Origin of the sequence: Actinocrispum sp. NPDC049592 (assembly GCF_040675465.1) — a bacterium.
Lineage (GTDB): Bacteria > Actinomycetota > Actinomycetes > Mycobacteriales > Pseudonocardiaceae > Kibdelosporangium.
The window spans coordinates 90,055-104,338 of record NZ_JBFAPA010000022.1 but is presented as its reverse complement, the minus strand read 5'-3'; the positions used below and the strand labels follow the sequence as shown (position 1 = coordinate 104,338).

The following is a 14,284-nucleotide window of genomic DNA, read 5'->3' as shown; positions in this document are numbered from 1 at the left end:
CGTCGTCGGCTTGGGAGTGGACTGCCTAGCCGTCTGGGGGTTGACGGGGCGTCCAGCGTTGTTCGATCCGGGCGGCCTTCCACACCACGACCGCGACCAGCCAGGTGACCACGAACATCACCGCGATGCCGATCCCGATGCTGTTGAGGTCCACTTCGGACACCCAATCCCAGAATCCGCCGGTGAGGCCGAACCGGGACGCGGCGATCGCCAGCAGCTCGACCGTGCCGATGAACAGGGCGACCACCACGGACAGACCGGTGATGATGATGTTGTAGTAGACCTTGCGGACCGGGTTGGAAAACGCCCAGCCGTAGGCGAAGTTCATGAACGTGCCGTCGATCGTGTCGAGCAGGCTCATGCCCGCGGCGAACAGGATCGGCAGCGAGAGGATCGCGTACCACGGCAACCCGGCCGCGACGCCGGTGCCCGCGAGCACGAGCAGGCCGACCTCGGTGACGGTATCGAATCCCAGCCCGAACAGCAGACCGATCGGGTACATCCGCCACGGCTTGCTGACCGAGCGCATCACCTTGCGCAGCAACCGGTTCAGCAGGCCGCGGTTGTTCAGGTGCTCCTCCAGTTCCAGCTCGTTGAACCGGCCACGGCGCATCCCGCCGAACACCTTCACGATCCCGACCAGGATCACCAGGTTGAAAATGCCGATGAGGTAAAGGAAGGAACCGGATACGGCGGTGCCGATCAGTCCGCCGGTGGAGTGCAGTGTGGAGTCGTCGTCGAGCAGTTCCGTGCCGAGCGAACGGACTCCGAGCGCGAGCAACACCGTCAGGATGAGCACCACGGACGAGTGCCCGAGCGAGAACCAGAAGCCGACGGACAACGGGCGCTTGTTCTCGGCCATGAACTTACGGGTCGTGTTGTCGATGGCGGCGATGTGATCGGCGTCGAACGCGTGCCGCATGCCCAACGTGTAGGCGGCGACGCCGGTGCCGATCCCGAACACGCTCGTGCCCACCATGTAGTGCTCGGACGCGACGAGCAGCAGGATTCCCCAGCCAATGACATGCAGTGCCAGGATGAAGCCGCCCATGCCGGCCAGGCTTCGCCACTCTTTTCTGGTCAGTGCCAAGCGTTGTGGTGACGACGTCGTGGTTAGGTCTGACTGGACGTCGGTCGCCATTGGCAACCCCCCATGCGTTTTGTCTTGCGGGCCAACGGCACCCGCTAGTCCAGGACCGGGTCCTTCGGGTGGACGGCCGGCAGGTGACCGCCGTGCGAGGCCAGATGACACGGCCCGCACATCTTGTGTCCATTGTGGTTGAACAACCGCACATACCAGGTCGGCTCGTTGCAGTCCATGCAGTTGTCGAACCGGCCGATCCGCAGCGCTTCCGGTTGGGGAGCCGCAACCTCCTCGAAGACAAGGAGATCCTGCGGTTCGGCGTCCAGAATGGCGGCCACCACCTTGCCCATCCGGTCCTGCGCCGAGTCGTCCAGGTCCTGTCCGGCGCGCAGCGACTCGACGTCGTCCCAGATGGCCTGTTCCGGAAAGGCTGCCCCGCCCGGTTTCGCCTGCAGCCGCAGGCCGTGCCCGCCTTGCGGAACCCAGAAGGTCGCGGCGAGCTTGCCGTTGTTCTCCAGGACGAGCCGGCCACTGCCGACCGTGGCGCCGGTCGCCGACTGGATGCCGTCCACGAGGCAGCCGACGCTTTCGGCCAGTCCGCGCACAGCGGCCGACGAGGCGTTCGGCAAGTGGTAGCGAACGGCGACGGCCATCCGAAGTCCCAGCGCAAGCTCCGGGCACGAGTGCCCATGTGACTCCATCAGTGACCCGTACTCCTGCTCGTACTCCATAGGTCCTCCCAGTAAGACCCCAGACCCCATGCCAGACGCGGGAACCTGGTGATTCGAATGGACAGCCCGCTCGTGTACACCCCAAAGAGACAGTCACTAGAGTTGCAAGCTAGCCAGATCCTGTCAAGGTGCATCGACAGGCAAGCCCGTTGAAGGCACCAGGCATCGCCCAAATTCGGGGAAACTAAAGGCTTTTCAGCTCATGAGCTAGCTATGGATCAGCTTCGCCAGGAGGCCAACATCCGCCATACTGTATTTCAACTCAAGCGAGTACACCGGCGCTCCGCCCGGAACGGCCGCCTCGATCATCCCATGTTTGACTAGAGTTGCGCTCTAGTTATTTGCCCGTCCCAGGCTCAAGCAACTCGCAGATCAGCGCACGCAACGTGAACGCCTCCCACTCCTGCGCCGGCCAGCCCCGCTCGAACACCAGCAGCTGGTAGATCTCCGGACTCAGCAGACTGTAGGCGATGTCGATGGCGCGCGTCAGCGTGAGCGTCTCCCGCAACGCGCCTTTCGCGGCGAGCGCGGTGACCAAGTGCGCCTGCACGGTATGGCGTTGGTCCCGGTTGATCCGCCACAGCTCGGCCACCTCGGGGTCAGCGGCCGCCGCACCGCGGACAATCTCCAGCACAGGCGCCACCCGTCCATAGATTTCCCGGGACGCGGCGACCTGGATCCGCAGCTGCTCATCCGGCGCGGCCGTGAGCGCCTCCCTCACCCAGGGGCGTTCCAGCGTCGGGATCGGCTCGGCATCCCCCGCGACGGCGAGGTCGAGCAGCTCCTTGAGGATCGCCCGCTTGTTGCCGAACGTGAAATATATCGTCTGTACAGCGACACCGGCCTCACGCGCGATCGCCTCGATCTTGGTGCTCGCGTACCCGCTCTGACCGAACAGCTGCTTGGCAGCCTCCAACATGCGCAAACGAGTCTCCCGCGCCTTCTCACTGCGGGTCTTGACCGGGCCTGCGGTGTCTCGCGTCATGGGAGCACTGTACTCGCCATCTAACTAGAGTTAGACTCTAGTTCGCTGATGTGGATCACATCGGGGGAGGAGATGCCGCAATGGCTCGTGGACCTCTGACAGGGCTGCGGATGGCCTTGTTGTTGCTCACTGCTGTCGAACTCGTCGTGTTCCTGGACGTGTCGATCGTCAACGTGGCGCTGCCGTCGATGGCCGCCACGCTCGCGCTCGGCGAGGCAGGGCTGGCATGGGTCGTCAACGCCTACCAGCTCACGTTCGGCGGATTCCAGCTGGTCGGCGGCCGAGCCAGCGACATCTTGGGCCGCAGGCGGGTGTTCCGCATCGGCCTGACCATCTTCACGGTCGCGTCGCTGCTGGCGGGCCTGGCGCCCTGGGCATGGCTGCTGATCCTCGCCCGAGCCCTGCAGGGCGTCGGTGCCGCGCTGGTCGTCCCGGCCGAACTCGCCCTGCTGACCTCGGTATTCACCGAACCTCGTGCCTATCAGCGCGCATTCGGCGTGTGGAGTGCGATGGGCGCGGCCGGTGCGGCGTCAGGTGTGGCCCTGGGGGGCATCCTCACCCAGGAGGTCGGCTGGCCGTGGATCTTCCTGGTCAACGTGCCGATCGGGATCGTGGCCCTCGCCTTCAGCGGCAGATACCTTCCGGCCGACGAGCAGCACCGCGTCGTCGACACCACGGTCACCCGCACGTTGGATGTCTGGGGCGCGATCACTGGTACCGGCGGCTTGATTCTGCTGGTCTACGTGCTGAGCGTGGTTCCGCAGGAAGGTTGGGACCCGCTGGTCACCGGTGCGCTCGTCGTCGCTGTCGGACTGCTCGTCGCGTTCGCGGCCATCGAGCGGCGGGTGGCCAATCCGCTGCTTCCGTTGCGGTTGTTCCGGATCCGCAACGTGACCGGGTCCGCAGCCGCCAACTTCATGGTCGGCGCCGCGCATGTACCGGCGTTCGTGTTCCTGTCGCTGTACTTTCAAGACGTCCTGCACTACTCGCCGATCGCGGCGGGTTTCGCCGTGCTGCCCATCGCGTTGATGAACGTCGCGGTCTCCCGGGCGGTCGTGCCGTGGGCGCTGGCGAGACTTGGTCCCCGGATGGTGCTGGCCGCGGGCTTCGCCCTGCTGGTCGTGGGTCTGGGCGGGTTGGGCTTCGCGCCGACCGATGGCGAGTACGCGATCGACGTGCTGCCGTATGCATTGGTGTTCGCGGTCGGTCTGCCCGCCATCTTCGTGGGTTCGACGCTGCCCGCGGTCAAATCCGTGCGGTCGACCGACACGGGCATCGTGTCCGGCACTGTGAACACCACACAGCGCATCGGAAGCAGCGTAGGTGTCACCCTCCTAACTGTGCTGGCGGTGCTGCGTACCAACAGTGCCGCCGACCCGTCGACCGCCGCCGCGCTGAACTCCGGCTACGCGATCGGATTCCTTGGCGCTGCTGGGTTCGCTGTCCTGGGACTGCTGATCGCGGTCACGATCCTAACTCCCCTGCCGACGGATCCCGAGCTGACGGGCGCGCCGCGAACCGCGGCTCGCGAAGACATCCCCGCCGGTGACCAGACATGAGCCAGGAGGCACATCGCTACGAAGTGGCCCTGCGGCACTCGATCGGCCGGATCGACCACACCCTGGCCACGTGCGAGGACCGTTATCCGCTCTACGCCGATCCGAGGTCCGGGGTGTGGGCGACCACTCGCCGCGGCTCGTGGACCGCGGGCTTCTGGGTCGGTCTGTTGTGGCTTCGGGCAGTCTGCACCGAAGCTCCGGCGCACGCCGATGTCGCGACCATGTGGACCTATCGGCTGTGCGCCAAGCTTGAGGAGAAGACGGTCACCCGGGCCATGACGTTCTGGCACGGCGCCGCGGCCGGGTACTTGCTCACCGGGGTACCAGCCGCAGCCGAGGTCGCCTTGCAGGGCGCCGAGCGGCTGGCCGGGGCCTTCGATCCCGCCCTCGGCCTGTTGCCTGAGGGAAGCGCTCTGCGTCCATCGCCGCGGCCGCGGGCGTCCATCGACGCTGTCGCTGCCTCGACAGCGTTGCTCAGCTGGGCCGGCGGGTATCGCTCCAACGACGCCCTGACCCTGATGGCGCACCGCAACTTCGCGACGCTGTCGCTGATCTCGGTGGACGCCGCGGGGCAGGTGATCCCGGCATCGACGTTCACCGTGCAAGAGGCATGGCAGCCGGATCCGGCCCACACGAACATGGGTGCCGGCTGGGCGAGAGGGCATGCCTGGGCCATGCTGGCCGCCGCCGCGGCTGCTACCTGGCTGGGCGACGAGTATCTCCCCCAAGCCCGGCACCGCGCCGACCGCTGGCTGGCACAGCACATGCCCGGAGCGGGCCTGCCTCGATGGCACCTGCACCACGAGCCTGACGTGCCGGACACATCCGCGGCCGCGATGGCCGCGGTGGCCCTCTTCAAGATCCATGAGCTGTCCGGCGGGCAGTCGCCGTATGCCGCACGGGCTCTGGACCACCTCGAGGCACTGCTTCCCCATGTCACGACGCCGAACGGCACACGTCCCGGCGGCATGCTGCTGAACGGCAGCTATACGCCGGTCGCCGGGGTGGCTCCCCACCACGAGCTGATCTGGGGCGACTACTTCCTGGTGCAGGCGTTGATGATCGCGACCGGCAGGCTGGCGCCCGAAGCCATCTGACCGCAGATGGTTTCGGGCGCCTGCGGAGTTCCGGGTCAGGCGACCGCGGGGTTACGGAACGGCGGATCTCCCAGGATGTGGATCCGGCGCAGGTGGCGCGGGGCGTGGGAGCGGTACCGCTCGCGGGTGTGCAGGAGCGCGTAGTTGTTGGCGATCACCACGTCCCCCTCCTGCCACGCGTGCCGGTAGTTGTAGCGAGGGTCGTACAGGGCGGCCTGCAGGTGGGCCAGTGCATGGTTCGCATCCTCGGGTTCCACGCCCTCAATGGTCAGTTCGGACCGGTTGACGACGTCCTCGTCCTTCGGCATGGGCTCGTTGAACCGGATGGTCGGATACCCCTCAGCCGGGTGGGGGACAACGAGCGGCGACTTCGCACGTCCGCCGTAGTGGGCGGCCTGCCGGATCGTGTAGGTGATGGTGATCTTGGACCACAGGTCGCGTTCCCGCTCACCCGCGCCGTCGAGAATGGCGGTCGTGTCGGCGAACACCGTCCGCCCGCCGTCGTCACCTCCCGGTGCCTCGACACACGAGAACACCTGGAACTCCGGAATGTGCGAGACGTACATGCCGTCCCAGTGGAACGGCAGGAAACCGTTGGAGAACACGCTGTCCGCCGGATCCTCGTGCTCCACCAACTCCAGCACGGTGCCGAACGGCCACTCCATCGGCTTGCCGAGCCGGCGGGCGAAGGCGTCGAAGTCCACCGCGTCCGGGAACGACCGGAATCCGCGCAGCACAACGATCTTCTCGTTGCGTGCGAGGCCGGGCAGCAGATCGACCAGCGGACGGCCGATGTCCGCACCGGGCACATTCGAGGTGATGAGCAGACCGAACGGTTCGACCGGTTCCATCACCACCTCGGGAATGCCCTTCATCTGCTCGGTCTGGTTGGAACTCATCGCGATACCTCCACATCGGATGCGTGCGGCTCACGCCCAGCGAGGACGTACTCGTAGGGCCGGGCGGAGCGGAAGCACAGTCGGGTGTCATGGTCTTTCTCGGCCTCCACGCGTTTCATCAGCGTGTACCCGCCATTTCGGCTGACCGCCACGCCATGCCAAGGCGTGAGCCAGTTGTCCTCGGCCTCCACCAGCCGGATCCCGAGCTTGGCCGAGCCACAGGGCTGAGGGTGAATGGAAAGCCTCACCGCGTAAGGAAAGACGTCACCCACCACAGCGCTCCACGCATGGCTGCGCAGAATGACCTGATAAGCGCGCCGGCGGCAGTCGCGTTGCAGCGCCGCACGTCCTTGTGCTCGTGTGGGTCCGCCCGCGTCCTCAAAGAGGAACCTGGTGATACCGCGGTACAGCGCCAATTCCGGTCCACCGCCGGCCACATCCGCGCGCAGCCGCGCGAGGTCCCCGCCGTACTTGTCGTCGAGCCTGCGTCGCATGTCGTCGTGCGACATGCCGCCGTACAGGTTGTCCAGGTTGAACAGATCCAGGTGCCCGGCGCCCAGCCTGCTGATCATCGACCGCAGTTCGGCCTGGTACAGGGTGATGTCCTCGTCCGGGATGCCCACCTGGTCGCCGAACACCCGCCCGTCCGAGCAGATCACGATGCGTGCGCCGGGCGGGTAGACCGACGCCACCTTCCGGCAGAGGCCGTCCAGGAAAGCGAGCGCCACCTCCTCGGCGCGATCCGGCACCGGCCCCAGCACCTTGTCCAGGTTGGGCGACTTCCCTGGGAAGCCGGGTAACACAAAACAGACCGGCGTTCCTTCCCGGATCTGCTCGCGGATCCGGCTCAGATGCGGCGCCCGGCAGGCCGCACACGTGAACGGGTCACACTGCCGCTCCGCGGAAATCATCCGCCGGAACGGCAGTACGATATCGAGAACGTCGGACGCCACTTCGTCGTGACCGGTCACAGAACCCCCTCAGTTGATGGATATGTGGTCAAGCCAGGCCGGCGAGCCTCCGGTCGTGGCCTTGCTGGTGGTCCTCGATCAGCAGCTTGCCGACCAGTCCGATGTGGATCTCGTCAGGTCCGTCGTAGATCCGGGTCGCCCGGGCATGCCGGAACATGTATGACAACGGCGTGTCATCGGTCAGCCCTTCGGCGCCGAACACCTGAACGGCTCGATCGGCCGCACCGTGAAAAGCCCGTGAGGCACCGACTTTGGCCGCGCTGATGGCGACCCGGCCATGGATGCTGGTATCACCGGCTTCCAAGGCCGCCACCGCACGCCGCACCAGAGCCTGTCCGGCGGAGATGTCCATGTAGGTATCGAATACGTGCTGTTGCAGCAGCTGCTTGTGCGCCAGGGGAGTGTTGAACGCGATGCGGGAGCACAGCCGGTGGCACATCAGGTCCAGCGCTCGTTGGGCCTGCCCGATCCAGTGCATGCACCGCAGCACCCGGCCAAGTGCGAGCCGTTCCCGGACGATGTCATAGCCGTGACCACATTCGCCGAGGACAGCCTCGTCGTCCACCTTGACGTCGTTGTACCCGACTTCCCATTGTCCACTGTGGTGTCCCAGAATTGGCAGGGCACGAACCAGTTCATAGCCGGGCGAATCGGTCGGCACGACGAACATGGTGAACGCCGCGTTGTTGGTCACGGCAGCCGGATCCGTGCGGCACAGCACGGCCGTGTAGGCGGCTTCCCCGGCTCGCGAGGTGAACCATTTCCGGCCGGTGATCGTCCAGCGTCCTCCGTCCCGCACCGCCCGGGTGCGGATCCGGCTTGGGTCCGACCCTGCCTCGCCGGGCTCGGTCATCGCATAGCTAGGCACGAACTGCCCGTCGACGACACCCTTGAGGTAGCGGTCACGGGCGTGCCGCGTGCCATGCCGGTGCAGCATCAACGCGTCGAGCAGCGTGTCCGCGCCCAAAGCTGTACCGCCGAACTCCGAACGGCCCACGACCTCGGCGACCTCGACGTACTGAGTCAGCGGCATACCTTGACCGCCGATCTCCACCGGATGCGGAAACGCCCACAGCCCTTCGGACTTCGCGCGGTGCTGCAGCTCCGCCATGATCGGCCGGGCAGCCTCGCCGCCCGCGTAGAGCGCGGGCTCGGCAGGAATGACGTACTCGTCGATGAACGACCGGACACGCGAGACGATCTCACTGGTCCGCGGGTCTCCGCCGACCTCGGTCAGGACGGACATCGGCTGGTCTCCTGTTCGCGGGTGGACGATGGTCATACCGTGCGCTCCCTGCTTTCCAGTGCCCGCGACTCGGCCGCGAAGCGGCGCAACGCGTTCTTGTCGACCTTGCCCGCCGGGCTCATCGGCAGTTCCGCCAGCACCAGCAGAAACTCGGGCAGCTTGAAGGTCTCCAGCCCGCGCTGTGTGGTGAGGAATGTGCAAAGTTCCTTCAACGACGGCGGATGAGCCAGGTCGGCCGGCACGATGCACGCACAAACCCGTTCACCGAACAGCTTGTCGGCGACACCGACGCACACCGCGTGCAGGACGCCAGGTGCGCCGCGCAACTGGAGCTCGATCTCGGTGGGGCTGATGTTCTGGCCGCCCCTGATGATGATCTCCTTGCCCCGGCCCGAGATCCGTAACCGGCCGTCCTCGCCGAAGCTGCCACGATCGCCGGTGTGCACCCAGCCGTCGGCATTCCGGTACGTCTCATCGAGTTCTGGGGCGTTGACGTAGCACAGTGGACTCATCGGGCCGCGTGACCACACTTCGCCCTCGGTGCCCACCGGGCAGTCCTCGCCGTTCGGGTCCAGGATCCGGATGGTGTTCACCAAGGGATCGGGACGGCCCACTGTGGACTTCACGATGTCAGGCGGATCGTCCAGAGCGGTGTGGCTGTTGACCCCGTCGGCGGAGCCGTAGAGGTTCACGAATGCGCAGCCGAACGTGCGCCGGACCTCCTCCACGGTGTCGGCGTCGATGCGTGCGCCGCCGCACACCACGGCGATCAGCGACGACGTGTCGGTCCGGTGCATCTCCGGCATGACCATCATCTTCTGGAACGTCGTGGGAACACCGAGCACGTGAGTGGGCCGGTGCTCGTCGATGATCCGCAAGGCGGCCGCCGCCTCGAACTTGGGCCGCACCAACACGGTCCCGCCCATCTTCGCCAGGGTGCACGCGGTTGCGGTGGACCCGAAGGACGACGCCAGCGGGACGAGGTAGAGACTGCGCATCGGCCTGGTGCCGCTGTGCAGGGCATTGATGAACCGGCCCCGGCCGTCCGCGAGCGCGTTGTGCGAGTAGAGAACCATCTTGGGCTCGGCCTCGGATCCGGACGACACCAGGATTCTCGCCGGGGCGTCCGGGTGTGGCGGCGTGACACCGGCGAGCAGGTCCGCCGCGCGGGCGGTGGCCATCAGCCGGTCGAGATCGTTGCCACGGCCGGGATTGTGGAAGAACGTCCGGCGCAGCTCGGGAAGGTCGTCCTTGAGGTCCGCGATCAGGTGGTCGTACCGGGCGTCGTTCCAGACTCGTTCGGCGATCAGGCACACCGCACCCGACCGCCGCAGCATCGCGAGCGTCTCATCGCGGCCGCGACCGACGGGATACGGCAGGGCGATCGCTCCGATCGCCGCGCAGGCGAGATCGACCGCACACGCGCGCCAGCCGTTGGCCAGATTGATCGCGACGACATCACCGGCGGTGACTCCGTTCGCCAAGAGCCCGGCCGCACATCCTTCCGCCGCGCCCGCGAGTTCCCAGTAGGACGTGGTCCCATCGTCGTCGATCACCGCTTCCTGGGCGGGATGCGGGGCGACATGAGCGAGGAACCGTTGGTACAACGTCAGGTTCTGGTATGTACCATCCGTGGCCCACTGGCGGCGTAACCGCGCGGGCACGAGGTCGCGGAAGATCGCAGTCCGGGTCATGACTCGAACCTCCAAGGCGTACCGGCGAAAGCGCACTCACGCTGTTCCAGACAGGCAGCCAGTTCGGGGTTCCGCGGGATGTCGGCGAGGTCCTCGCAGACGACGTGTGACGGGATTCCGGCGGATGACAGCTTCTCCTGCAGTGCGGCGGCCTCGGCACTGCGGCAAACGTCCTCCAGGCTTTCCCGGATCAGGGCGAGGTCACTGTCCGGGGCAAGGCCCAGCAGCTGCTTCAGCCGGTCGGTGTGCGTCGCTGTCCCCGCGGACACCGCGAGCACGCCCGCGGCCGTGGTCAAGATGTCGCATCCGAAGGACTCCGGGGCCTGTGAACACCCCCGAACTGCGCCACGGCGGTTGTCCTCGAGGTGGGCGTATTCGATGACCGACGCCGCGCGCATCAACGACGTGTCGACCCGGACACCACGGCCGGACTGGGCCACCCCGAGCAGCCCGGCGACGATGCCCTCGGTGGTGATCAGGCCGCCCATCACGTCGACCAGCGTCATCAGCGAGGTCCGCGGCGCACCGGCGGTCCCGATGACCGACGACAGGCCGGAGTGCGCCTGCACCATGAAGTCGGTGCCCGGCGGGTTCCCGGCCGGTGGATGATCGCCCCAGCCCGAGGCGTACCCGTACACGATCCCCGGTGCCACAGCGCGGAGGTCTTCTTCGTCCAGACCGAACTGCCCGGCCTTGCCCGGCGCCCAGTTGTGCAGGAACACGTCGGCCGACCGGACGAGATCGAGCACCTCGTCCCGGCCGGCGGCCGACTTCAGGTCGACCTCGACGACGGTCTTGTCCCGGTTCAGCGCGTCGAACCGCGCCGAAACCCCGCCGCACACCGGGGGCATCTGCCGTAGCGGGTCACCGCCGGGCTGTTCGATGCGCACCACCTTGGCGCCGAGCATCCGCAGCAGGTTGGCGGCAAGCGGGCCCTGTACCCGGCGGGTCGACTCGACGACCGTCAGCCCGTCCAGCGGCAGGCCCGTACCCGGCGCCAAGGTGATTCCCGCAGGCGTCGAAGGGGCCAGGATCCACGGCGGCGGGACGTACTCCCCCGCCAGCCCGTCGATGTCCGCTCTGCGCTCAAGGGGCGAGCGAACCCGGCAGATCGCCATGCCGGCGCTCTGCGCCAGGGTCACTGTCTCGTCGAACGTGCGCTGTGTGGTGGCCTCGTGCAGAACGGTGGGCAGCGGGCACATCGCGGTGGCATATCGGGTCAGGAACGTCCGCCACGCGCGGCCCAGCACCGGCTGTTCGACGCCCATGGCCTGCCAGAACCGTTGCCACGGCGCACTGTCCAGTGCCTCGATCTCAAACCACACACCGTCCGAGGATCGGAACGGCGGCCCCGGCCGGTCCGCCGCCACACGGTCGAGTTCCTGGTCGTGGGGCGCGGTTTCGGCCGCCAGATACTGGCCAACGGTGAGCAGGGCGGCCTGTGCGACGGTCGTGTGCACATGTCCGGCTGGGATGCCGCGCAACTGCCCCAGAATCGCCGCCAGCACACCTTGAGCGGCGATCACACCCGCCGCGACGGACGCGTAGCCCAAAGGAAGCAGCCGCGGGCCCCCGAATTGACGGCCGTGCACGGCCATCAAGCCGCAAGCAGCCTGCACGGTCGCCTCATCGGTGATCGGCGAGGCGACGCACGAGGACCAATTGATCTCACACCCGACATCCAAATCCTGGTTCCCGCCGCGCCCGCGCAGATGCCAGCCGGGTTCGCGATCAGCGGCGAGCTCCGCTCCGAGATAACGCATATGTCTGCCGAGCACCTGAAACGGCTGACCGACTTCGGTCGAAGATATATCAAAGGATGCCAATGGCGGATCGCTCACTAGAGTCATACTTCGGTCACGGGTCGAACCCATCATGAGTGCACCCCTTCGCCGTCCCAGCGTCCCAGCTGACCGTGACGGCCAGGCAAGCAGCGAGGAGCCGGGGCGGTGACACCGTTGGGACGCTCAGCCTCACAGGCCAGTACGATCGTCAACAGTTGTTACTCAGCAAACAAACCAGGCTGTAGTACCACTCAAGGCCACGCCGGATCCGTGCCCGCCGAGCTCTCGCCCCCTTGCTCGCACTGCCTCCCCAGCCGGCAAGCCCTCTATTGCACCAAAGGGCTACCGGAGTCCAACGTAGGCCCGGTTTCACTAGATGTCAACTCTAGAGAACTACAGAGACTATTGCACGAGTGTTGCAACAGTAGCGGGCTTGCATTAACCGCAATCAGCCAATTGGACATACAGCGACCAAGCGACGCATATACATGGTACCGGCGCAGCAGATGTTGAACCCTGAATAAAACATGTGCGCGCACAGTCCAAGCACAAGACGTCGTACAGAATGCCGTTTCACCGAACTGAACAATGGATCGGGCGACCGGTCAGCAAAGCTCAGTCGACTCCCGCGTAAGAGTGCAGGCCCACGGCGACCAGGTTCACGAAGAACAAGTTGAACAGCACGATCACCAGTCCGGCGATGTTCACCCAGGGGGCACGGCGCAGGCGCCACCCGGATGTCGCACGGGCGTGGAGGTACGCGGCGTAGCAGACCCAGGACACGAAGGCGACGGTTTCCTTGGGATCCCAGCCCCAGAAGCGGCCCCACGCCGACTCTGCCCAGATGGCGCCGGTGACGATCGCGAAGGTCAGCGTGATGAACCCGAGAATGCCACTGCGGTAGGCCAGTTTGTCGAGGAACTCCGGTTCGGGGAGCCTCACCGCTCGGGGCTTGCGGCTGGTGCTCACCAGGTGCAGCGCGCTGGTGATGCCGGAGACCAGGAAGACCCCGCTGGCCATGATCGCGGCGGCCACGTGGATCCCGATCCAATAGGAGCGCAGTGCGGGTTGCAACGCGGTCGCCCCGGTGTACAGCGAATTCCCCGCGACGAACAACAGCAACGCAACCGGGAGGACGACGAACACAGCCACCCTACGAGGCCGGTGCTTCCACACGATGTACAGCCACGCAAGCATGGCCGCCAGCCCCACGGCAGACAGGTATTCGTACATGTTGCCCCACGGCAACCGGCCGGCTGACAGTCCACGAAGGACAATGGACAGGGTGTGCACTCCGACGCCGAGGACCGTCAGGGCGAGCCCCATCCGGCCCAGCCGGTGCAACGGTTCCGAACGGTGCCGGGTCAGGGAATGCTCAGCGGCGAGGATGAACGCGGCCAGCATGTAGATCCCGATCGTGCTGGTGAACAACCAGTCGCTCAGCACGGCCATCAGCGGACTCCTGCTCGCGTGACCCGCAACCACCACAGTCCGAACACCGGCAGCACCAAGGGGACGAACCCGTAGCCGCGGCCGTATCCCGACCACACAGTGGCATCTGGAAACGCTTGCGGCACGACAAGGCTCACGGTTCCCACCACCAGGACACCGGCCAACTCGACGACGCAGGACATCATGGCGATCCGCCGCACCCCTTGCGCAAGGCACACCGTCGCCACGATGTAGACCGCCGCGGCGAACGCCGACAGCAGATAGGCCAGCGGCGCCCGGTCGAACCGCGTCAGGATCTGCACCGACGACCGGGCGGCCGCCGCGATGACGAACACCCCGTAGACGGCGATCAGCACCCGCCCGGGGCCGGACCGGATGCCTTCGCGCAGGTCAGGCATGCCCGGACCAGACCTGTCGCAGGCGAAGGATCATCACCGGCACGGCCAGGAACCCGATGACCAGCACGCCCGGGCCCCATCGGGTGCGCTCGGCGGCCGCCCACACCGCGGCCAGCGGCACGATCAGCACCGGACCGGCCAGATACCCCACCAGCACCAGCACGTCCGTGCTGCGGCCGCTGGAGATCATGGCGATCACTCCGGCGACCGCCTGAACCAGTAAACCCAGCTCCACCACCAGAATCGCACCGGCGAGCGCGAGCCCGTACGGCCGGTTCAACGCGAACCGCCGGTTGACCAGGATCAGCACGAGCGACCACGCGGCCACCCCCAGCGCGGCAAACGACAGCGCCGTGGCAAGGACATCGATCATGCGGCGGATCG

The 14,284-nt window shown here is 66.6% G+C and carries 13 protein-coding genes; 2 read left to right on the top strand and 11 right to left on the bottom strand.

Annotation, left to right across the window (positions count from 1 at the left end; translation table 11 throughout):
* Nucleotides 1-25: 25 nt before the first annotated feature.
* The 3 genes from AB0J95_RS42025 to AB0J95_RS42015 form a co-directional block, all read right to left on the bottom strand.
* Nucleotides 26-1,051 (bottom strand): HoxN/HupN/NixA family nickel/cobalt transporter, encoded by a 1,026-nt coding sequence (locus AB0J95_RS42025; protein ID WP_364770897.1) that lies wholly within the window; start codon nt 1,049-1,051, stop codon nt 26-28.
* A 134-nt stretch (nt 1,052-1,185) separates the two neighbouring features.
* Entirely contained in the window at nt 1,186-1,815 is a 630-nt protein-coding gene (locus AB0J95_RS42020) for an FmdE family protein (RefSeq protein ID WP_364770895.1), read from the bottom strand.
* A gap of 337 nt (nt 1,816-2,152) precedes the next feature.
* The gene (locus AB0J95_RS42015) at nt 2,153-2,800 is read right to left on the bottom strand and encodes a helix-turn-helix domain-containing protein (RefSeq protein WP_364770893.1); all 648 of its coding nucleotides are present in this window, start codon (nt 2,798-2,800) and stop codon (nt 2,153-2,155) included.
* Nucleotides 2,801-2,880: 80 nt separating this feature from the next.
* On the opposite strand from AB0J95_RS42015, the gene AB0J95_RS42010 reads away from it, so the two are divergent.
* Both AB0J95_RS42010 and AB0J95_RS42005 read left to right on the top strand, forming a co-directional pair.
* Nucleotides 2,881-4,359 (top strand): MFS transporter, encoded by a 1,479-nt coding sequence (locus tag AB0J95_RS42010; RefSeq protein WP_364770891.1) that lies wholly within the window; start codon nt 2,881-2,883, stop codon nt 4,357-4,359.
* Nucleotides 4,356-5,456 carry a hypothetical protein gene (locus AB0J95_RS42005; protein ID WP_364770889.1) on the top strand — a complete coding sequence of 367 codons (1,101 nt, stop codon included), beginning with the start codon at nt 4,356-4,358 and terminating at the stop codon, nt 5,454-5,456. Before AB0J95_RS42010 ends, AB0J95_RS42005 begins: the two co-directional genes overlap by 4 nt.
* 35 nt (nt 5,457-5,491) lie before the next feature.
* Here AB0J95_RS42005 and AB0J95_RS42000 read toward each other — a convergent pair whose 3' ends face one another.
* The 8 genes from AB0J95_RS42000 to AB0J95_RS41965 all read right to left on the bottom strand — a co-directional run bounded on the left by AB0J95_RS42000 (nt 5,492) and on the right by AB0J95_RS41965 (nt 14,273).
* Nucleotides 5,492-6,355, bottom strand: coding sequence for a TauD/TfdA family dioxygenase (locus AB0J95_RS42000; RefSeq protein WP_364770887.1), 864 nt, complete (start codon nt 6,353-6,355; stop codon nt 5,492-5,494).
* Nucleotides 6,352-7,326 (bottom strand): isocyanide synthase family protein, encoded by a 975-nt coding sequence (locus AB0J95_RS41995; RefSeq protein ID WP_364770885.1) that lies wholly within the window; start codon nt 7,324-7,326, stop codon nt 6,352-6,354. The genes AB0J95_RS42000 and AB0J95_RS41995 overlap by 4 nt, the downstream gene beginning before the upstream one ends.
* A gap of 28 nt (nt 7,327-7,354) precedes the next feature.
* The gene (locus AB0J95_RS41990; RefSeq protein ID WP_364770883.1) at nt 7,355-8,608 is read right to left on the bottom strand and encodes an acyl-CoA dehydrogenase family protein; all 1,254 of its coding nucleotides are present in this window, start codon (nt 8,606-8,608) and stop codon (nt 7,355-7,357) included.
* Nucleotides 8,605-10,266: a class I adenylate-forming enzyme family protein gene (locus AB0J95_RS41985; RefSeq protein ID WP_364770881.1), complete on the bottom strand. Its 1,662-nt coding sequence runs from the start codon at nt 10,264-10,266 to the stop codon at nt 8,605-8,607. Before AB0J95_RS41985 ends, AB0J95_RS41990 begins: the two co-directional genes overlap by 4 nt.
* Nucleotides 10,263-12,029, bottom strand: a complete 1,767-nt coding sequence (locus tag AB0J95_RS41980) for a CoA transferase (RefSeq protein ID WP_364770879.1) — start codon at nt 12,027-12,029, stop codon at nt 10,263-10,265. The genes AB0J95_RS41985 and AB0J95_RS41980 overlap by 4 nt, the downstream gene beginning before the upstream one ends.
* A gap of 636 nt (nt 12,030-12,665) precedes the next feature.
* Nucleotides 12,666-13,502, bottom strand: a complete 837-nt coding sequence (gene ccsB, locus AB0J95_RS41975; RefSeq protein ID WP_364770877.1) for a c-type cytochrome biogenesis protein CcsB — start codon at nt 13,500-13,502, stop codon at nt 12,666-12,668.
* Entirely contained in the window at nt 13,502-13,900 is a 399-nt protein-coding gene (locus tag AB0J95_RS41970; RefSeq protein ID WP_364770875.1) for a hypothetical protein, read from the bottom strand. Before AB0J95_RS41970 ends, ccsB begins: the two co-directional genes overlap by 1 nt.
* Nucleotides 13,893-14,273 (bottom strand): hypothetical protein, encoded by a 381-nt coding sequence (locus tag AB0J95_RS41965; protein WP_364770873.1) that lies wholly within the window; start codon nt 14,271-14,273, stop codon nt 13,893-13,895. Before AB0J95_RS41965 ends, AB0J95_RS41970 begins: the two co-directional genes overlap by 8 nt.
* Nucleotides 14,274-14,284: the final 11 nt, after the last annotated feature.

Bases quoted from the DNA above. Each gene is read 5' to 3' on its own strand.
- AB0J95_RS42025 (WP_364770897.1), bottom strand. From the start codon at position 1,051: ATGGGCGGCTTCATCCTGGCACTGCATGTCATTGGCTGGGGAATCCTG.
- AB0J95_RS42020 (WP_364770895.1), bottom strand. From the start codon at position 1,815: ATGGAGTACGAGCAGGAGTACGGGTCACTGATGGAGTCACATGGGCAC.
- AB0J95_RS42015 (WP_364770893.1), bottom strand. From the start codon at position 2,800: ATGACGCGAGACACCGCAGGCCCGGTCAAGACCCGCAGTGAGAAGGCG.
- AB0J95_RS42010 (WP_364770891.1), top strand. From the start codon at position 2,881: ATGGCTCGTGGACCTCTGACAGGGCTGCGGATGGCCTTGTTGTTGCTC.
- AB0J95_RS42005 (WP_364770889.1), top strand. From the start codon at position 4,356: ATGAGCCAGGAGGCACATCGCTACGAAGTGGCCCTGCGGCACTCGATC.
- AB0J95_RS42000 (WP_364770887.1), bottom strand. From the start codon at position 6,355: ATGAGTTCCAACCAGACCGAGCAGATGAAGGGCATTCCCGAGGTGGTG.
- AB0J95_RS41990 (WP_364770883.1), bottom strand. From the start codon at position 8,608: ATGACCATCGTCCACCCGCGAACAGGAGACCAGCCGATGTCCGTCCTG.
- AB0J95_RS41985 (WP_364770881.1), bottom strand. From the start codon at position 10,266: ATGACCCGGACTGCGATCTTCCGCGACCTCGTGCCCGCGCGGTTACGC.
- AB0J95_RS41980 (WP_364770879.1), bottom strand. From the start codon at position 12,029: ATGCGTTATCTCGGAGCGGAGCTCGCCGCTGATCGCGAACCCGGCTGG.
- ccsB (WP_364770877.1), bottom strand. From the start codon at position 13,502: ATGGCCGTGCTGAGCGACTGGTTGTTCACCAGCACGATCGGGATCTAC.
- AB0J95_RS41970 (WP_364770875.1), bottom strand. From the start codon at position 13,900: ATGCCTGACCTGCGCGAAGGCATCCGGTCCGGCCCCGGGCGGGTGCTG.
- AB0J95_RS41965 (WP_364770873.1), bottom strand. From the start codon at position 14,273: ATGATCGATGTCCTTGCCACGGCGCTGTCGTTTGCCGCGCTGGGGGTG.